Below are 18,071 nucleotides of genomic sequence, written 5' to 3'. Positions count from 1 at the left end.
TCGGCGGTGGGTCAGCTCCCCGTGATGACGAACTGGCTGCCCGGCTGCGTGACCACGTTGCCGGTCGCGTTCCCGGAGAACGTGACGTTGGACAGGATCGCGTTGCCGCGGATCCCGCTCATCGCCAGGATTCCGGCACCGTTGCGGGAGTTGGTGATCCGCACGTTCGTGACCCGGACGTCCGGCACGACGCCGCCGCCGTTCTTGAACTGGATGCCGTCGTAGGTGGAGTCGTCGATGTCGGTGTCCCGGATGGTGACGCCGGTGATGTCCAGGGTGCTCGGGAAGATCGTGATCGCCCCGAACTCCTGGTCCTCGTTCCAGAACGCCCCGCCGGTCCGGTACAGACCGTTGTTAGCGATCAGCGTGGTCCCGCCGAACGGCAGGGGGCTGTGGTCGGTGGCCAGCATGATGCCCGGGTAGTTCATCGTGTCGTAGACGAGGTTGTTCTCGATCGACTGGTTGGAGCCGCCGTAGATGGCGATCCCGTTGGCGCGCCACGGCAGCTGGATCGTGTTGTTCACGAAGTGGTTGTCGTGGGCGTTGTCGGCGGTCCGGTCCTTCACGTACGGGTTGGCCCAGATGGCCAGCGCGTCGTCACCGGTGGTGCGGAACGAGGAGTTGAACACCCGCGAGTTCCGCGTGCCGTTGGAGAAGTTGATCCCGTCGGCGTAGGTGTTGCGGATCCGCATGCCGGTGAACTGCAGGCCGTCGGCGGGTCCCCAGAGCTCAGGGATGTTGTCGTAGTCCCGACCGACCCAGACGCCCACGTTGGCGTGCTCGATCCACACGTTGCTGATCGTGGTGCCCGTGCCGAACCGGCCGTTGAGCCCGACGCCGCCCTCGTCGTTCCCGTCGCCGCCACGGATCCGGCCGGAGCCGAAGATGGCGATGTCGGAGATCTGGACGCCCTTGTCGATGTCGAACCCGAAGTTGCCCTCGTGCGGGTGGTTGAGGGTGTTCGCGTCCTGCGGCTCGATCAGCGAGTACAGCTGCGAGCGCCACATGCCGGCCCCGCGGATGGTGACGTTCGAGATGCCCACCTGGTTGTACATCCCGCGGTTCAGCGGGTCGTCGGTGAGGATCTTCTTCTCCTGCCGCCACTGACCCTCGGGGATCCAGACGCAGCTGATCTGGCCGTTCTGGTCGGCCGTCACGGCTGCCTGGAGGGCTGCGGTGTCGTCCAGACCGTCGTTCGGCACGGCGCCGTACGCGGTGATCGACGTGCACTCCGCGGGCTTGGGGAGTGCGGGTGCCACCTGCTCCAGGTCGACCAGGTCGATGATGTAGAACGCCGCCGAGTCCCCGGTGTCGCGCTGCAGCCGGAACACCGTGCCCGCCGGGTAGGACTGGGCGAGCAGCGCGTGGGACTCGTCGAACAGCCGTCGGGCGTCGCCACCCGGGGTGTTGGACAGCCCCTCGGGCTGGTCGGTGGTCCCGTACAGCCAGCTGTGCCGGCTGGAGAGCGTCACCTTCTGCACGAACGTGCCGTTGGCGTACAGGCTGATGGTCGCGTCCTGGCCGCCGCCGCCCGCCGCGTCCGGGATCGAGTTCCGGATCACGATCGAGTTGGTGGCGTTGGTCGACGTGAACTGCACGTACTGCCCCTGGCTGGTGAGGCGCACCGACTTGCGACCCGAGGACTCGGTGCCGAAGTTGGTGTGCCCGAACGTCCGCAGCGCGTCGGCCTCGAGCAGGGTGCCCGTGTAGGTGCCGGCTTCCGCCTCGTAGGACGTGTACGGGACGGCCGCCCCGCGTCCGACGACGATCGACTGCGCGAGCGTGTTGTTGTTCTCGTTGGTCTCGGCGACGGTGTTCGTCGCGTCGGCCGTGGCCGTGAGCGTGGCCCCGCCCGAGGCGGCGGTCCAGGTGCCGGAGATCGCGACGGTGGCCGTCGCCCCCGCGACGAGGGCTCCCGTCGACCCGGTGAGGGTGGTGCTGCCGACGACGAGCCGCGTGGTCGATGCGGCCGCGGACTGCGACCCCCGGTTCTTCACGGTGACCGTGAAGGAGACCGACGAGCCGACGGCCGGGTTGGCCGGGTTCGACGCGATGGCGAGGACCTGCAGGTCCGGGCCGGGCGCCTCGGTCACGACGACCTTGGTGGGGTTGCTGTAGCCGTTGTTGGCCTCGTTCTGCTCGACGACGGTGTTGGCGGGGTCGACGACCGCGCCGATCGTGTACGAGCCGGCGGGCCGCGTGCCGATGGCCTTCGAGACCGTCGTGGACTGGCCGGCCGCGAGCGCGGGAACGGCGACCGCGTCGACGCGAGTCCCGTCGACCGTGAGGTCCACGGTGGTCGCGGCCGAGGCGAGGTTCCCGCCGTTGCGCACGGTCGCGGAGAGCGTGATCGCCGCGGTCTCGACGGGCGAGGCCGGGCTGGCCGTCACGGCGGTGACCGTGAGGTCCGGGTTGGGTGCCGGGAGGCCGATCACCTGGAGCACGGAGACCTGCCCGTTGCCGGCACCGGTGTTGCCGGTGAAGACGAGCCGGACGTCCGTGGCCGAGCCGCTGACCGGGATGGTCACCCTGTTGCCCGACCCCGGCGCGAACGCGTACGCGGCCGACGCCTTCAGCGACGTCCACGCCCCGGTGCCGACGCGGCCCTCGATCGAGAACGTCTGCGTCCGCGCACCCCAGGCGGCGACCGGCGGGACGCCGACGACCACCTGCTGGAGCGTCGACTGCGACGCCAGGTTCACGGCGAGCCAGCTCGGGTAGGCACCGCCGGCCCCCTCCCAGTACGTGTTCGGGTCGGCGTCGACCGCGTTGCCGGCGACGAAGGAGAACTCGGTCGACGACGCGGTCGCGGGGCGGCCGGCGGCGAGGTCCGAGCCGTCGCCGGTCGGCGGTGCCGTGACGACGAGGGACGCCGTGGCGGTGTTGTTGCTCTCGTTGGACTCGGCGACGGTGTTCGTCGGGTCCACGGAAGCGACCAGCGCGTAGGTGCCGGCGGCGCGGGTGCCGATGCTCACGGACACGTTCTGCTGCGCGCCCGCGGCGAGCGCGCCGACGTTCGCCGTGCCGACCGCCGTGCCGTTCAGGGTGAGCGCGACCGTCGTCGCGGCCGATCCGGCCGTGCCGGTGTTGCGTGCCGTGCCGGTGACGGTGACGGCGTCCGTGGGCGTCGGGCTCGCGGGCGAGGTGCCCGTGAGGCTGACCTGGAGATCCGCGGTGGTGGGCTCCGGACCCGACGAGACCACGACCGACCCGCTGGCCACGTTGTTGGTCTCGTTCGACTCGGCGACCGTGTTCGCCGGGTCGACCGTGACCGTGAGCGGGTAGGTGCCGGTGGCGCGGGTGCCCGCGTTGACGGTGATCGTGGTCTGCGCACCGGCCGCGAGCGCCGGGACGTTCGCGGTGCCGACGTTCGTGCCACCGATCGCGACGACGGCCGTCGTGGCCGCAGAGCCGGCGGTCCCGGAGTTCCGGACCGTGGCGCCGACGGAGATCGCCTGCGTCGGCGTCACCGCGATCGGGTTCGTCGTCAGAGCGACCTGGAGGTCAGGGCTCGTCGGCACGGGCGTGGTGCTGCCGAACACCTGCAGCTCGGCGACCTGGGCGTTGGAGGACCCGGTGTTCGCGGTGAACACGAGCCGGACGTCCGTCGCGGACCCGGTGACCGGGATGGTCACCGTGTTGCCGGACGACGGGCTGAACGCGTACGCGGCGGACGCCTTGAGGGCGCTCCAGGAACCGCTGCCCGTGCGGCCCTCGACGGTGAACGTCTGCGTCCGGTTGCCCCACGCCGCGTCGGGGTTGAGCAAGACGGCGACGCCGGTCAGCGTGGACGGCCCGGCCAGCGACACCGTGAGGTTCGACGGGTACGCGCCGGGGGCACCCTCCCAGTACGTGGCGGTGGAGCCGTCGACCGCGTTGCCGGCGACGTAGGTCTGCTGGACGGAGGTCGCGGTGATCGGGCGGCCCTGCGCGAGGTTGCTGCCCTCCGGCGGGTCCACGGGCGGTGTCGACGAGGTGCCGTAGACCTCGACCTCGGACAGTTGCGCAGCGGGCCAGCCGGTGTTGGCGCTGACGGCGGCGCGGACGTAGCGAGCGCTGGTGTCGGCCACGTCGACGGCGACGGTGTTGCTGCCGGTGAACGCGTAGGACGCCGACGCCTTGAGCGTCGTGAAGCTGGACCCGTCGGTCGAGCCCTGGAGCGTGACGGTCTCGTTCCGGGCGCCCCAGCCGCCGGGGATCTTCAGGGTGACGTCGGTGACGGTCGCGGCGGCGCCGAGGTCCACCTGGACCCACTGCGGGAACGCGTTGTTCGCGGACTCCCAGTAGCTGGCCTGGTTCCCGTCGGTGACGTTGCCGGTGACGTAGGTCTGGTTCGAGCTGCTGGCGGTGGCGGGCTTGCCCGCAGAGAGCAGCACGGGGGCGGCGGACGCCCCCTGCGCCACGAGCGCGACGCCCAGGGGCGCGACGAGCGCGATCGTGGCACCAGCCACGATCGCGTGCTTCAACCGAGTTCTCATGGACGTCCTCGTTCTCCCTGCGTCATTGCAGGGGTCGACCCCGTGAGGGGTGTGGAGAGCGGACGGCGAGATGAGTGCGGTTCATCGCGACCGGGATGCACGGCTTTGTGCATTCTGTTTGTCGAGTTCTTGCAGTAGTGAGGTGCGACATTACGAACATCTCGCGCATCCCGTCAAGGGCGTGTGTCATCGGGTCACGCTAGGTTTTCCAGGACGAGAGGAGACACCCATGTCGTTCCAGGCCTACCTGGACACCATCGAGGACAAGACCGGTCTCACGCCGCGGCAGCTGGTGGCGATCGCGCACGAGAAGGGCCTCGACGCCCCGGGCGCCAAGGCGGCCGGCGTGGTGACCTGGCTCGCGGAGGACTACGGCCTCGGGCGCGGGCACGCCATGGCGCTGTGGCACGTCATCTCCAAGGGGCCGACGATCAGCACCAAGCACGTCGGCACGGATGGCGTGCACCGCGACGAGTCCGAGACGCTGTGGCTCGACGGCAAGGCGACGAAGCCGAGCTGACATGAACGCCACCGACGACTACATCGCGACGTTCCCCGACGAGGTCCGCCCGATCCTGACCGACGTCGCCGAGGCGCTGCGCCGCGCGCTCCCCGGCGCCGAGGAGCGGATCCGCTACGGCATGCCCGCGTTCATGCTGAGCGACCGGTACGCCCTGCACTTCGCCGGCTGGAAGCACCACGTCGGGCTCTACCCGGTCTCGCCCCTGGAGGCGGACCTGGAGGCCGAGGTGGCGCCGTACCGGGCGGCGAAGGACACGGTGAAGCTCCTGTACCGCGACCCGGTGCCGACCGAGCTCGTCGAGCGCATCGCCGTCGCGTTGCGCGCCCGGCACCCCTAGAACGTCGCGGCGAGCTTGTCGAGCGACGACTCCAGACCCTGCCGAGACAGCTCGGCGGTCTGCGCGTCGGCGTACCCGCGCTCGACCACGGTCAGGAGCCCGTCGCGGACCGTGATCACGTGGGGGACCTCGCGCGGGATGCCGGCCGGGAAGCCGAGCTCCTGCGGGTCGTGGGAGCCGCCGTCCGCGTCGCTGAACCCGTTGACGAACTCCAGCCGCTCGCCGTCGACGATCCGCGTGTAGGTCCACGTGTTCCAGAGGTCGACCCCGTCGGGCGTCCGCATCGCGACCAGCGAGACCCCGCCGACCCGCACGTCCATCCGCGCGACCGGGCACGTGAACCCCTGGGGTCCCCACCACGCGCGGACGGCGTCGGACTCGGTCCAGGCGGCCCACAGGGCACTCGCCGGGGCGTCGAACGCCCGCTGCACCTCGAGGTCGGTCATGACGCCAGCACCTCGTCGAGCATGGCCATCGACGCGCGCGTCCCGGACTCCAGCCCGCCGGACGGCACCCAGCCGTCGCGGTCCTCGACCGACGCGAACAGCGACACCGACGTCAGCCGGCACCCGGTAGGCGTGGGCTCGAACGTCTCGACCACCAGCTGCAGCGCCCCCGGACCGCCGGGCTCGAACTCGTAGGTCGACACGAGCCGGTGCGGCGCGCTGACCTCGTGGAAGACCCCGCGCATCGGGTACTCGGTGCCGTCGGCGCGCGTCATCACCAGCCGCCACCGCCCGCCGACCCGCAGGTCGTGCTCGTCCACGACGACCGCGAACCGCTCCGACCCCTTCCAGCGCGGCATCAGCTCCGGGTCCGTGTAGGCGCGGAACGCCACCTCGGGCGGCGCCTCGAAGTCGTGCACGACGACGACGTCCTGCCGCCCCGGCTCGACGATCAGCTCAGTGGTTCCCATCGTGGTTCCCCTCGTCCGTGCGCAGCGCGGCGATCTCGCGGTCCAGGGCGTCGAAGCGCTGCCGGAACGCCGCCCGGTGGTGCTCGAGCCAGTCGGTGGCGTCGTCCAGCGCGTCCTCGCGGAGCCGGCTCGGCCGCCACTGCGCGCGCCTGCCCCGGGTGATCAGACCGGCCTCCTCGAGCACCCGGAGGTGCTTGGAGACGGCCTGCGTGGTCATGTCGAACGGCTCCGCCAGCTGGGTCACCGTCGCCTCGCCGTCGGCCAGCCGGGCGAGGATCGCCCGGCGGGTCGGATCGGCGAGAGCGGCGAACGTCGCACTGAGCGGATCCACCTGTGAAACCTCTCGGTTGTGCAACTTGTTGGTTGAAGAATGCTCCTCCGGCGCGCCGCTCGTCAAGCGCATACGCTCGCGAAGGCGGCGACGCCGCTGCACGGCTGCGAGACGAGGGGAGTGTCCATGAGCATCAACGATGACGACATCACCACCGAGCCGGCGCCCGCGGGGGAGGGCGTGGCCGACGGCGGCGCCAACCCGGGTGGTCACGACGGCGGCGCGGACGGCTCCGCAGGCGAGGGACCCGCCGACGGCGGCGCCAACCCCGGCGGGCACGACGGGGGTGCCGACGGCTCCGCAGGCGAGGGACCGGCCGACGGGGGCGCGAACCCCGGCGGGCACGACGGCGGGGCGGACGGCTCGGCGTAGTGCCCGAGAGCATCCTGAGGCGGCAGGAACGAGAGCGCGGACCGGTCCTGCGGTCCGCGCTCTCCCGCTGCATCAGCGTCCCCACCGAGCGGTTCGCCCAGGAGTTCTGGGGCCGCGCGGCCCTGCTCTCCCCCGCGAACGACGACTTCACGGACCTGTTCTCCGCCGCCGCGGTCGACGAGCTCGTCGGCCGACGCGCCCTGCGCACGCCCTTCGTCCGGCTGGCCCGCGAGGGCGACGTCCTACCCCCGGCCCGGTTCACCGCGTCGGGCGGGCTCGGCGCCGAGGTGTCCGACCAGGTGTCGAGCGACAAGGTGCTCGCCGAGCTCGCCGCGGGCGCGACGATCGTGCTCCAGGGGCTGCACCGGATGTGGCCGCCGCTGATCGACTTCACGCGGGAGCTCGTCGAGCAGCTGGGGCATCCCGCGCAGGTCAACGCCTACGTCACGCCGCCGTCGTCGCAGGGGTTCTCGCCGCACTACGACACCCACGACGTGTTCGTCCTGCAGGTGTCCGGCGAGAAGCACTGGGTCATCCACGCGCCCGTGCACCCGGACCCGCTCAAGGACCAGGTGTGGACCGACCACCGGGCCGCGGTCGCCGACGCCGGCCGTCGCACGCCCGTCATCGACCGGGTCCTGCGCCCCGGCGACGCCCTCTACCTGCCGCGCGGCTGGATCCACTCCGCGACCGCGCTCGGCGACACCTCCATCCACCTGACCGTCGGGCTGTCCGCGTACACCCGCGCGGACGTCGTCGACATGCTCCTGAGCCTGCTCGGCGACTCCCCGGCGCTGCGCGCGTCGCTGCCGCTGGGGATTGACGTCAGCGACCCGGACCAGCTGCGCCCGATCGTCGAGGAGACCCTGACCGACCTCGTCGCGGCCCTCACCGCGACAGACGACCCCGCACAGCGAGCCGCGAGCCGCCTCGGCGCCCGGTTCGGCCGCGACACCCGCCCGGAACCGGTCGCCCCGCTGGCTACCCTCGACGCGATCACCGGGCTGACCGAGGACACCCGCGTGCGGTGGCGCAGCGGCTACGGCGGCCGCATCGAGACGGCGGGCGACCGCGTGCGGCTGACCGCCCGGGGCACGGTGCTGACGTTGCCCGTCGAGGCCGCGTCGGCCCTCCACACGCTCCGCACCGGCGACCCGGTCACCGTCGGGTCGCTCCCCGGCCTCGACCTGGCCAGCGCGCTCGTCGTCGTCCGCCGCCTGCTGCGCGAGGGCGTGGTGGTGACGTCGCCGTGACCTCGTCGTGAGCGGAGAGTGGGTGCCCTGCAGCGACGGCGCCCGCGACCGCGGCGACCCCCTCGTCGGCACCGGCTCCCACGGCGACCGCTGGTTCCTGGTCGAGAACCAGGCTGCCTGGGGTCGGCACGCGCTGATCGACCCGCCGTTCGACCACGCCCTCGGCCGCGCGCTGGTGCACCGGATCGAGGGCGAGGGGATCCGCCCGCTCGCCATCCGGCGCCCGGGGCGACGTGCCGCGCAGGTCGGGACGCGGTGGGCGCTGGTCGACTCGCGCCCCGGCCGCGAGTCCGTGCTGTGGGGCCACGTCGACGAGCCCCGCGAGCTGCTCGACGTGCCGCTGGACGGCTCCGCAGGCGTGCCGTCGGACCGACCCGTCTTCGCCGTCTGTGCCCACGGCCGTCACGACCAGTGCTGCGCGGTCCGCGGGCGAGCGGTCGCCGCGCGGCTGGCCTCCGCGTACCCGGAGGAGACCTGGGAGTGCTCGCACCTGGGCGGCGACCGCTTCGCGGGCACGATGGTCCTGCTCCCGCACGGCCTGTACTACGGCTGGGTCGACGACGGCGACGCGGTCACGGTGGCCGACGCGTACCTCGCCGGGCGCGTGCACCCGCAGCTCCTGCGCGGCCGCAGCGCGTACTCGCACCCGGTCCAGGCCGCGCAGCACTTCGCCCGCGAACAGCTCGGCGACCACCGCCTCGACGCCTACCCGCCGCTGGGCGAGCAGCGCACGGCCGACGGCTGGTCGGTCCGGCTCGACTCGCCCGACGGTCCGGTGACCGTCGGGCTCGTCGAGGCGTCGTCGGCACCCCTGCTCTCCACCTGCGCCGCCACCCAGGCACTGCCGGTGCGGCAGTGGGCGCTCGCCGGGATCGAGCCCTAGGACGCCTGCGAGATCCGGATGTGGTTGCCCGACGGGTCCCGGAATGCGCAGTCGCGCGGCCCCCAGCCCTGGTCGGTCGGCTCCTGGACCACTTCGGCGCCGGCCGCCTTCACGGTCTCGAAGGTGGCGTCCACGTCGTCGGAGGCGAACACGAGCATCGGCAGGACGCCCTTGGCGAGCAGCTCCTGGATGACGTCGCCGTCGGCCTGCGACCGCCCGGCGTGGGGCTCGGACAGGACGATGCCCAGGCCGGGCTGGGCATCGCTGCCGAGAGTGACCCAGCGGTAGTCGCCGGCCGACACGTCCTGCTTGACGTCGAGGCCGAGGGCGTCCCGGTAGAACGCGAGCGCCTCGTCCACGTCGCTGACGGTGATGTTGGTGTACTGGAGTGAGATCGTCATGGAATCGACCCTAGGAGCGCGGCTACGGCCGCGCTTCTTCGTTCCTGACCGATCAGGGGACGATGTAGCCCGCCGTCCGGAACAGCTCGTACCACTCGGGCCGGGTCAGCGGGATGTCCGAACCCTGCGCCGCGCCGGTGACCCGGTCGGGGCTCGTCGTCCCCAGGATCACCTGCATCTGCGCGGGGTGACGGGTGATCCACGCGGTCGCGATCGCGATCGGCGGGACGTCGTACTTCCCCGCCAGCCGGTCGATCACCGCGTTGAGCTCCGGGTAGTCGGGCGAGCCGAGGAACACCCCGGTGAAGAACCCCGCCTGGAACGGGGACCACGCCTGGATGGTGATGTCGTTCAGGCGGCAGTAGTCGAGGATGCCGCCGTCGCGGTCGATCGACTGGTCCTCGGCCTGCATGTTGGCGGCGACCCCGCGGGCGATGATCGACGAGTGCGTGATCGACAGCTGCAGCTGGTTGGCCACGATCGGCTGGCGGACGGACTTCCTCAGCAGCGCGATCTGCCCCGGCGTCTGGTTGGAGACGCCGAACGCTCGCACCTTGCCGGCGGCCTCGAGCTGGTCGAACGCCCGCGCCACCTCGTCCGGCTCCACCAGGGCGTCCGGGCGGTGGAGCAGCAGGATGTCGAGGTAGTCGGTGCCGAGCGCGTCGAGCGAGCCGTCCACCGACTCGACGATGTGCTCGTAGGAGAAGTCGAAGCCGTCGGGCGGCACGATGCCGCACTTGGACTGGATGACGACCTCGGCGCGGTCGGCCGGGGTCAGCCGCAGCGCCTCGGCGTACCGCCGCTCGCACACGTGCATCGCGCCGCCGTAGATGTCGGCGTGGTCGATCATCGTGATCCCTGCGTCCCGCCCGGCGCCCACCAGGGTGCGGATCTCGTCGTCGGTCTTGTCCGCGATCCGCATGAGCCCGAGCACGACGTTCGGGACGACGATGTCGGTGCCGGGCAGGGTGAAGGTCTTCACAGCAGGTGTCCTCTCATGTTCGCGGCAGACGCAGCGTGACCAGCTGGAAGGGCCGCAGCGCGAGCTCGACGGCCTGGTCGGTCACCTCGACGCCGGGTGCGTCGACGTCCCGCTCGAGCAGGTCGACCGCTCGGGCACCCGACACCGGGAAACCTGGCACGAGCGTCGCACGCGCCTTCCCGCCCAGCGACTCGTACAGGCGGACGACCACGTCGCCGCTCCGGTCCTCCGCGAGCTTGACGGACTCGACCACGACGGCCGGGTTCGACACGGTGACCAACGGCTCGGCCGTGCGTGCACCGAGGACCACCCTCTCGGCCAGGTTGGTGCGGTAGCCGTCCTGGACGGCGTCGGCGATCGCGGCACCCGGGTGCAGGACCGTGGTCAGACGGTGGTGCCCCTGGTCCGCCTCGGGGTCCGGGAACAGCGGAGCCCGCAGGAGCGACAGTCGGACCGTCGTGCCGGAGCCACCCGGTCGACGGGTGATGTCGTGGCCGTAGGTGGAGTCGTTGGCGATCGCGACGCCGTAGCCGGTCTCGCCCACGTGCACCCAGCGGTGCGCACAGATCTCGAACCGGGCCGCGTCCCACGACGTGTTGGTGTGGGTCGGCCGGTAGACGTGCCCGAACTGGGTCTCGGCGGCCGACCGGTCCGCGAGCACGTCGAGCGGGAACGCGAGCTTGAGCAGCTTCTGCCGCTCGTGCCAGTCGACCTCGGTGACGATCTCGACGGCCGCGCTGCCGCGGCGCACGGTGATGTCCTGGACCAGTCGCGACGAGCCGAACGAGCGCGTGGTGCGCACGACGACGGCGTCCGCGGTCTCGGAGACCACCTCGCGGCTGTCGGCGTCGAGCAGGTCGGTGCCCACCCGGCGGTACTCCTTGTCGATGTCCCACGCGTCCCACTGCGCGGGGGCGTCGCGGTGCAGCTGGAGCAGGTTGGCGAGCGCGCCCGCCGGGATCACCTCGCGGTCGGCCAGCAGGTCCCGCAGCGAGTCGATCTGCCCGCCGGCGGTGAGGTGGACGTCGATGAGCCCGTTGTGGACGCGGACCGTGCCGTCCTCTCCCCGCACGAGAACGACGGCGTCGCCGTCGGAGGCCTCGACGGGTCCAGCACCCAGGGCGTCGACCCCGGACCGGGTGTGCGGCGCCGCGTTGAGCAGCACGGGCACGTCCCCGACGCCGACGACGTCCGCGGCCGCGGCGGCGATCAGACCCTCGAGCTCGGCCCCGATCGCCGCGTATGTCTCCTCCGCCTGGCGGTGCACCCAGCCGATCGAGCTGCCGGGCAGGATGTCGTGGAACTGGTGCAGCAGCGCGGTGCGCCAGATCCGCTCGAGCTCGTCGTAGGGGTACGCGGTGCCCTGCTGCACCGCGGCTGTCGACGCCCAGAGCTCGGCCTCCCGCAGCAGGTGCTCGGTGCGCCGGTTGCCCTGCTTGGTGCGCGCCTGGGACGTGTAGGTGCCGCGGTGGAACTCGAGGTACATCTCCCCGGTCCACACCGGCGGCTGCGCCAGCTCGGCCTCGACCCGCGCGAAGAACGTGTTCGGGCTGCCCAGCTCGACCGTCGGAGCGCCCTCGAGCGACGCGAACCGGCGCGCCGAGGCGACCATCTCCCGCGTCGGGCCACCGCCGCCGTCGCCCCAGCCGAACGGCACGATCGAGGAGCCCGCGACGCCCTTCTCCGCGAAGTTCCGCTCGGTGTGCAGCAGCTCCACGGCGGACAGGTCGGAGTTGTAGGTGTCGACCGGCGGGAAGTGCGTCAGCACGCGGGACCCGTCGATGCCCTCCCACGTGAACGTGTGGTGCGGCATCCGGTCGGTGTCGTTCCAGGACAGCTTCTGCGACAGGAACCAGCGCGAGCCCGCCGACCGCACGATCTGCGGGAGCGCCCCCGAATAGCCGAACGAGTCGGGCAGCCAGACGTCCTGCGTCTCCACGCCGAACTCGTCCAGGAAGAACCGCTTGCCCGCCACCATCTGCCGGGCCATCGCCTCGCCGCCGGGCATGTTGGTGTCGGACTCGACCCACATGCCACCGACGGGGACGAACTGGCCGGCCGCCACCTTCTCGCGGATGCGCGCGAACAGCTCGGGGTAGAACTCCTTCATCCAGGCGTACTGCTGGGCCGACGAGCACGCGAACACGAAGTCCGGGTCGGCGTCCATCAGCGCGATGACGTTGGAGAACGTGCGGGCGCACTTGCGCACGGTCTCGCGCACCGGCCACAGCCAGGCCGAGTCGATGTGGGCGTGCCCGACCGCGTAGGCGTGGTGCGCGCTGGCCGACGCGGGTGCGTCGAGGAGCGGGCGCAGCGACTTGCGTGCGGCGGCGGCGGACCCCGCGACGTCGTCGGGGTCGACCGTGTCCAGCAGGTCCTCGAGCCCGAACCGGATGCTCGCGCGCCGGGTCGAGTCCGCGGGCAGCGCCTTCATCAGCCCGATCAGCGCCGTCAGGTCCTGCAGCAGCTCCCACACCGCGACGTCGCGCAGGGCCACGTCGACGCACTGCAGCACGTACTGCGGCTCGCTGCCCGCGGTGGCCAGCTCGCCGTACGGCGTCGGGACGAACCCGAAGTTGCTGGCGATGTTCGGGTTGCCGGCCGCCTCGACGAACACGTCGATCCGGGCGTCCCCGGTCCACGGCACCGCCTGGTTCATCGGCGAGACGCCCTTGATGGTCGTGCCGTCCGGCCGCCAGACCAGCCCCTCGGCCTGGAACCCCGGGTTCATCCGGGAGAACCCCAGGTCGATCACCAGCTCGACCGCCGTGCCGTCGCCGGACCAGCCGTCGGGCACCTGGCCGGTCACGTGGAACCAGGTGGTGCTCCACGGCGCACCCCACGCGAGACCGGGCGCGACCGGCTCGAACTCCTGACCGACCGCGTCGCGGAACGGCACCGGCTCGCCGGGAGCCGACCACGCGGTCAGGTCGAGCGGGACGCGGCCGCGGTAGACGGCCGGGACGATCTGGTCGGCCACGAATCGGTCGATGCGCGCCTCGGCGAGCAGGGGGTTGCCGTGCATCGTGCTCCTTAGTCGAGAGAAGGGTCAGCCCTTGACGGCGCCGGCCATGGCGAACGAGCCGCCGGAGAACCGCTGGACCAGCAGGTACAGCACCAGGACGGGGGTGGCGTACAGGATCGAGAAGGCCGCGAGCTTGCCGTAGGCGACGGAGCCGTAGGTGCCGAAGAAGTCGAAGATCGCGACGGCGGCCGGCTGGTGCTCCGGGCTGTACAGCAGCACGAAGGGGACGAAGAAGTTCCCCCACGCCATCGTGAACACGAAGATGAACACGACCGCGAGGCCCGGTCGCATGAGCGGCAGGACGATCCGCAACAGCGCCTTCATCGCGCTCGCGCCGTCCACCCAGGCCGCCTCCTCGAGCGAGATCGGAACCGAGTCCATGAAGTTCTTCGTCATCCAGATCGCCATGGGCAGCGACGTGGCCGCCATGAAGAAGATGGTCCCGGGCACCGAGTCGAGCAGGTGCAGGTTCACGAAGAGCGCGTAGACCGGCACCATCATGGCCGTGATGGGCAGGCAGGTGGCGAAGAGGATCCCGTACAGGAACGACCTGCGGAAGCGCATCTGGTACCGGGACAACGGATACGCGGCGAGCACCGAGACGACGACGGTGATGACGGCCGTGCCCATCGAGATGACGGTGGAGTTCCACAGCGGCAACAGGGTCTGCTCCCAGGTGAACACCGACGAGAAGTTGTCGAACGTCGGGCTGTCCGGCCACGTGACGCCCACCGTCGCGGTGGGGTTGAGAGACGCCAGCACGATCCACGCCAGGGGGACGAGGAACGTCAGGCCGATGAGGCCGAGAATCACCGACGAGACCCACCGCGAGGTCCGGCCGCGCGGCGAGGCGAGCGCGGTGCGCTCCTTGCGGGTGGGCGGCACCACCGGGGTGGTGACGGGCAGGTCCACGACGGACATTCAGTCCACCTCCGGCTTCAGCGCCTTGATGTAGACGATCGAGAAGATCGCGCCGACGACCAGCGTCACGGTCGCGATCGCCGTTCCGTACCCGACCTGGGAGAACTTGAACGCCTGCTGGTACGCGAGCACGGGCAGCGTCGAGCTGGCCGTCCCGGGACCGCCGCCGGTCATCACCCAGATCAGCGTGAAGACGCCGAGGGTCTGCAGCGTGGTGAGCATGAGGTTCGTGGAGATGGACCGGCGGATCATCGGCAGCGTGATGCGGAAGAAGCGCTGGAACGTGCCGGCTCCGTCGATCTCCGCGGCCTCGGTGATCTCGGGCGGGACCTCGGACAGCGCCGCGTTGTAGACCATCATCGAGAAGGCCGTCCCGCGCCAGATGTTCGCCATGATGACCGCGAACATCGGGAACGTGATCAGCCACGTGGTCCCCTCGAGCCCGATCCAGCCCAGCATCGAGTTGAGCGTCCCGTCGGTGGAGAAGAACGCGTAGAGGGCGAAGGCCGCGACGACCTCCGGCAGCACCCACGCGGTGACGACCAGCCCGCCGACGATCGACCGCAGCGGCTTGACCGACGACCGCATGAGCAGCGCCAGCAGCATCCCCAGCACGTTCTGGCCGATGACGGCCGACGCGCCGACGAACAGCACGGTGAGCCAGACGGACTTCCAGAACTCGGGGCTGGAGAACAGGTTGGCGTAGTTGTCCAGGCCGACGAAGTCGGGGTTGGCCGCCTTGTAGCCCGTCAGGGCGGTGTTGGTCAGCGACCCGTACAGCGAGTAGACGATCGGTCCTGCGAGGAACAGCAGGAGCAGTGCGACGGCGGGGACGAGCGGTAGGACCCGGGTGAGTGCGACCCGGGTGGGCCGCGACCGGGGGGCGGAGGTCCCCCGGCCGCGACCCGCCGAGATGGCGAGATCCGCCATGGTCAGTCGGTCGTCGTGTTGTCGTCGCCGACGATCCCGATCACCGCGGCGTCGTACGCGGCCGCGGCGTCCTCCGGCGACTGCTGCTGCGTGGCCATCGCCTCGGCGGCCACCTGGATGTTCGACGAGATCTGCGAGTAGTCCGGGGTGGCCGGACGGAAGTGCGTCACGTCGACGAGCGCGGAGAAGAACGCGAAGGACGGGTTGTAGCCGATGTACTCCGGGTCCTCGGCCACGTCCTTGCGCACCGCGATCTGGCTGTTCTCGGTGTCGTACTTGAAGGTGTTCTCCTTGTTCAGCGCCGTGGTGATGAAGTCGAACGCCGCCTGCGGGTCCTCGGCGTGCGCGCCGACCGCGAGGGTCCAGCCGCCGGACATGGACGTGAAGCCGGGGCCGCCACCGTCCTGGGTCGGCATCTTCGCCATGCCCATCGTCTGCTCCCACTCGGGCCAGGCGTTCTCGCCGGAGATCCAGCCGCCCGGCATCCACGAGCCGTCGATCGCCATCGCGAGCTTGCCCTGGGGGAGCAGCTCGGTGCTCACCCGGTTGCCGACCGCGGCGTCGAGCGCGATGTCCAGGCTCGGTGCCAGACCCTCGCCGTAGACCGTGTCGAGGAACCCGAGCGAGTCGGTGAACCCCTGCGACCCCAGGACCCACTTGCTCGAGTCGGTGTCGTAGAGCGTGTCCTCGGTCCCGTACAGGAGCATCTCGAAGCCCTGCATCGTGGTGGCCTCACCGGCTGCCTTGCCCGAGTAGATGTTCAGCGGGGTGACGTCCGGGACCTTCTCCTTCACGGTCCGGGCGGCGTCGAGGATGTCGTCCCAGCTCTCCGGCTGCCAGTCCGTCGGCAGGCCGGCCTGCTCGAAGATCGTCTTGTTGAAGTAGATGCCGCGGGTGTCCGTGCCCATCGAGACGCCGTAGGTCTTGCCGTCGTCACCGAGCCCGGCCTGCTTCGCGTTCTCGTAGAACTGGTCCCAGTCCTCCCAGTCCGCCAGGTAGTCGTCGATGGGCAGCAGGTAGCCGGCGGCCGCGTCGGAGCGGATCTGGAACGTGTCCTCGTAGATGACGTCCGGCGCCGTCTCGGGGGAACCGTTCATCAGCGCGAGCTTGGTGAAGTACTGGTCCTGCTCCGCCTCGATGGGCTGCAGGTCGATCGTGATGTCCGGGTTCGCTTCCTCGAACTGGGTCTTGGCGACCTGAAGCATGTCGTCGAGCTGGTGGAACGCGGTGGTCTTCTGGTACGCCACCGTGACGGTGGAGTCGCCCGCCGCGTCGCCCTCGGCGCCGCCGTCATCACTGGAACAGGCGGTGAGTGCGGCCAGCGCCAGCACTCCGGTCACGGCCACTGCTGCCTTGCGACGCATGGATGCTCCCTTGCTCCCGTGCTTCCTCGCGTGCCGGCCTTCGTTGCCGCACGCCGGGAGTAATTATTAACGCGAAATGACGTATTAACAAGATCCCGGTTCGTCCGGATCTTCGATAGACCGCTCAGGCGTGCAGCAGGAGGTCCGACGGACGCGGGGTGAACGCCTGGCCGAGGACGAGCCGCCCCGCGCCCACCGCACCCACCAGCGAGCCGAGCGGCGAGCCCAGGACGGCGACCGCGTGCGAGCTGCTGGGCACCCGGTGGCTCGCCACCAGCTTCTCCAGCGCCGGCATCGCGTGCCGCTCCATCCGCGACCACAGCGGTCCGCCGACGATCACCGTGTCGAGGTCACCGAGGTCCGTCACCACCACGGCACCCATCCCGAGCCGACGGCCCGCTGTCTCCAGCACCTCGACAGCACGCGCGTCCCCGTCGTCGGCCGCCGCGCACAGCACCGTGAACGCCTGGTCCAGCTCGACCACGTCGCCGGCCTCCGGCAGTGGGACGCCCGCCGCTCGACCCTGCTGCACCAGGATCCCCTCGCCGAGCACCGCGCCGAGGCAGCCGCGCTTGCCGCACTCGCACAGCGGCCCCGCCGGGTCCACCACGAAGTGTCCCGCCTCGCCCGCGTTGCCCGACGCGCCCCGGACCACCTCGTCGCGGATCACCAGGGACATCGCGACGCCCGTCCCGAGGTAGAAGAAGACGAACTCGCTGGACCGGTGCACGCCCGGGTCCCAGAGGTGCGCCGACGCCGCCGCGATCGTGTCCTTGTCCAGCAGGACGGGCAGCTGCGTGCCTGCCTGCACCGCGTCCCGCAGCGGTACGCCGTCCCAGCCCGGCAGGTGCGGCGGGTCGAGCACGATGCCGCGCTCCACGTCGATCGGGCCAGGGCTGGCGATGCCGATGCCGAGCAGGAGGGCGCGGTCGATGCCGGCCGACGCCACCAGACCCTCGATCGCACCGACGATCCCCTCGACCACACGTTCCGGCTGGTCCGGACGCGGCACCGGCAGGTGCGACTCGGCCACCGGGTTCCCCGCGAGGTCGAGGATCACGAACGTCATGGTCGCCGGGTCCAGGTGGACGCCGATGGCGTACCGGCCGCGGGGGTCGAGGTGGACCAGCGTCCCCGGCCGGCCCGGGCCCAGGCGCGACCCCTCGCCTTCCTCGCGCACGAGCCCCTGCTCGAGCAGCCGCCGGGTCGCGTTGGTGACGGTCTGCGCGGACAGGCCGGTCCGCCGGGCCAGCTGCGCGCGCGTCAGACCCGAGTCGGCACGCCGGACCACGTCGAGGATCACCGTCTGGTTGAACCCCGCCATCCGCGGCAGGTTCGTCCCTCGACGCATGGTC

At 71.2% G+C, this 18,071-nt stretch carries 16 protein-coding genes; 5 read left to right on the top strand and 11 right to left on the bottom strand.

All coding sequences use genetic code 11. From position 1 onward, the window contains the following. Positions 1 to 11: 11 nt before the first annotated feature. On the bottom strand, positions 12 to 4,478 hold the full coding sequence (locus J2X26_RS05385; protein WP_307490421.1) for a CARDB domain-containing protein: 4,467 nt from the start codon (positions 4,476 to 4,478) through the stop codon (positions 12 to 14). Positions 4,479 to 4,707: 229 nt separating this feature from the next. Between J2X26_RS05385 and J2X26_RS05380 the strand changes: the two genes are divergently transcribed. Continuing rightward, the gene (locus tag J2X26_RS05380) at positions 4,708 to 4,998 is read left to right on the top strand and encodes a DUF4287 domain-containing protein (protein WP_307490419.1); all 291 of its coding nucleotides are present in this window, start codon (positions 4,708 to 4,710) and stop codon (positions 4,996 to 4,998) included. Between the two features lies 1 nt (position 4,999). Then, on the top strand, positions 5,000 to 5,338 hold the full coding sequence (locus J2X26_RS05375) for an iron chaperone (RefSeq protein ID WP_307490417.1): 339 nt from the start codon (positions 5,000 to 5,002) through the stop codon (positions 5,336 to 5,338). Here the strand turns inward: J2X26_RS05375 and J2X26_RS05370 are convergent. From J2X26_RS05370 to J2X26_RS05360, 3 genes are read right to left on the bottom strand one after another with little or no spacing between them, the layout of a single operon-like run. Further along, complete coding sequence (locus J2X26_RS05370) at positions 5,335 to 5,784, bottom strand: SRPBCC family protein (RefSeq protein ID WP_307490416.1); 450 nt, start codon at positions 5,782 to 5,784, stop codon at positions 5,335 to 5,337. The two genes, J2X26_RS05375 and J2X26_RS05370, sit on opposite strands and share 4 nt — an antisense overlap. After that, entirely contained in the window at positions 5,781 to 6,254 is a 474-nt protein-coding gene (locus tag J2X26_RS05365; protein ID WP_307490414.1) for an SRPBCC domain-containing protein, read from the bottom strand. Before J2X26_RS05365 ends, J2X26_RS05370 begins: the two co-directional genes overlap by 4 nt. Then, complete coding sequence (locus J2X26_RS05360; RefSeq protein ID WP_307490413.1) at positions 6,241 to 6,585, bottom strand: ArsR/SmtB family transcription factor; 345 nt, start codon at positions 6,583 to 6,585, stop codon at positions 6,241 to 6,243. Before J2X26_RS05360 ends, J2X26_RS05365 begins: the two co-directional genes overlap by 14 nt. A 126-nt stretch (positions 6,586 to 6,711) precedes the next feature. Here J2X26_RS05360 and J2X26_RS05355 point away from each other — a divergent pair, with 126 nt between their 5' ends. From J2X26_RS05355 to J2X26_RS05345, 3 genes are read left to right on the top strand one after another with little or no spacing between them, the layout of a single operon-like run. After that, the gene (locus J2X26_RS05355; protein WP_307490412.1) at positions 6,712 to 6,957 is read left to right on the top strand and encodes a BatC protein; all 246 of its coding nucleotides are present in this window, start codon (positions 6,712 to 6,714) and stop codon (positions 6,955 to 6,957) included. Further along, positions 6,957 to 8,210: a cupin domain-containing protein gene (locus J2X26_RS05350; RefSeq protein ID WP_307490411.1), complete on the top strand. Its 1,254-nt coding sequence runs from the start codon at positions 6,957 to 6,959 to the stop codon at positions 8,208 to 8,210. Before J2X26_RS05355 ends, J2X26_RS05350 begins: the two co-directional genes overlap by 1 nt. Positions 8,211 to 8,232: 22 nt before the next feature. Beyond that, on the top strand, positions 8,233 to 9,093 hold the full coding sequence (locus J2X26_RS05345) for a sucrase ferredoxin (RefSeq protein WP_307490410.1): 861 nt from the start codon (positions 8,233 to 8,235) through the stop codon (positions 9,091 to 9,093). Here the strand turns inward: J2X26_RS05345 and J2X26_RS05340 are convergent. The 7 genes from J2X26_RS05340 to J2X26_RS05310 form a co-directional block, all read right to left on the bottom strand. Continuing rightward, a complete protein-coding gene (locus J2X26_RS05340; protein ID WP_307490408.1) occupies positions 9,090 to 9,494 on the bottom strand; it encodes a VOC family protein in 405 nt (134 codons plus the stop codon). The genes J2X26_RS05345 and J2X26_RS05340 overlap by 4 nt on opposite strands. 52 nt (positions 9,495 to 9,546) lie before the next feature. After that, positions 9,547 to 10,476 (bottom strand): aldo/keto reductase, encoded by a 930-nt coding sequence (locus J2X26_RS05335; RefSeq protein WP_307490407.1) that lies wholly within the window; start codon positions 10,474 to 10,476, stop codon positions 9,547 to 9,549. Between the two features lie 13 nt (positions 10,477 to 10,489). Next, complete coding sequence (locus tag J2X26_RS05330; protein ID WP_307490406.1) at positions 10,490 to 13,501, bottom strand: alpha-mannosidase; 3,012 nt, start codon at positions 13,499 to 13,501, stop codon at positions 10,490 to 10,492. Positions 13,502 to 13,525: 24 nt separating this feature from the next. Continuing rightward, positions 13,526 to 14,422 carry a carbohydrate ABC transporter permease gene (locus J2X26_RS05325; RefSeq protein WP_307490404.1) on the bottom strand — a complete coding sequence of 299 codons (897 nt, stop codon included), beginning with the start codon at positions 14,420 to 14,422 and terminating at the stop codon, positions 13,526 to 13,528. Then, positions 14,423 to 15,352, bottom strand: a complete 930-nt coding sequence (locus tag J2X26_RS05320) for a carbohydrate ABC transporter permease (RefSeq protein ID WP_307490402.1) — start codon at positions 15,350 to 15,352, stop codon at positions 14,423 to 14,425. It abuts the gene before it with no gap. Positions 15,353 to 15,354: 2 nt separating this feature from the next. Continuing rightward, positions 15,355 to 16,716, bottom strand: coding sequence for an extracellular solute-binding protein (locus J2X26_RS05315; protein WP_307490400.1), 1,362 nt, complete (start codon positions 16,714 to 16,716; stop codon positions 15,355 to 15,357). Between the two features lie 124 nt (positions 16,717 to 16,840). Beyond that, a complete protein-coding gene (locus tag J2X26_RS05310; RefSeq protein ID WP_307490399.1) occupies positions 16,841 to 18,067 on the bottom strand; it encodes an ROK family transcriptional regulator in 1,227 nt (408 codons plus the stop codon). Between the last annotated feature and the right edge of the window lie 4 nt (positions 18,068 to 18,071).

It is taken from the genome of Cellulomonas humilata (genome assembly GCF_030814415.1).
GTDB classification, from domain to species: Bacteria; Actinomycetota; Actinomycetes; order Actinomycetales; family Cellulomonadaceae; genus Cellulomonas; species Cellulomonas humilata_A.
Note: the sequence above shows the minus strand (reverse complement) of the source record. Positions and strands in the feature narration are given on the sequence as shown.

Coding starts and splice junctions, on each gene's coding strand:
- J2X26_RS05385 (WP_307490421.1), bottom strand. CDS start 4,478: ATGAGAACTCGGTTGAAGCACGCGATCGTGGCTGGTGCCACGATCGCG.
- J2X26_RS05370 (WP_307490416.1), bottom strand. CDS start 5,784: ATGACCGACCTCGAGGTGCAGCGGGCGTTCGACGCCCCGGCGAGTGCC.
- J2X26_RS05330 (WP_307490406.1), bottom strand. CDS start 13,501: ATGCACGGCAACCCCCTGCTCGCCGAGGCGCGCATCGACCGATTCGTG.
- J2X26_RS05320 (WP_307490402.1), bottom strand. CDS start 15,352: ATGGCGGATCTCGCCATCTCGGCGGGTCGCGGCCGGGGGACCTCCGCC.
- J2X26_RS05310 (WP_307490399.1), bottom strand. CDS start 18,067: ATGCGTCGAGGGACGAACCTGCCGCGGATGGCGGGGTTCAACCAGACG.
- J2X26_RS05315 (WP_307490400.1), bottom strand. CDS start 16,716: ATGCGTCGCAAGGCAGCAGTGGCCGTGACCGGAGTGCTGGCGCTGGCC.
- J2X26_RS05365 (WP_307490414.1), bottom strand. CDS start 6,254: ATGGGAACCACTGAGCTGATCGTCGAGCCGGGGCGGCAGGACGTCGTC.
- J2X26_RS05325 (WP_307490404.1), bottom strand. CDS start 14,422: ATGTCCGTCGTGGACCTGCCCGTCACCACCCCGGTGGTGCCGCCCACC.
- J2X26_RS05375 (WP_307490417.1), top strand. CDS start 5,000: ATGAACGCCACCGACGACTACATCGCGACGTTCCCCGACGAGGTCCGC.
- J2X26_RS05355 (WP_307490412.1), top strand. CDS start 6,712: ATGAGCATCAACGATGACGACATCACCACCGAGCCGGCGCCCGCGGGG.
- J2X26_RS05340 (WP_307490408.1), bottom strand. CDS start 9,494: ATGACGATCTCACTCCAGTACACCAACATCACCGTCAGCGACGTGGAC.
- J2X26_RS05380 (WP_307490419.1), top strand. CDS start 4,708: ATGTCGTTCCAGGCCTACCTGGACACCATCGAGGACAAGACCGGTCTC.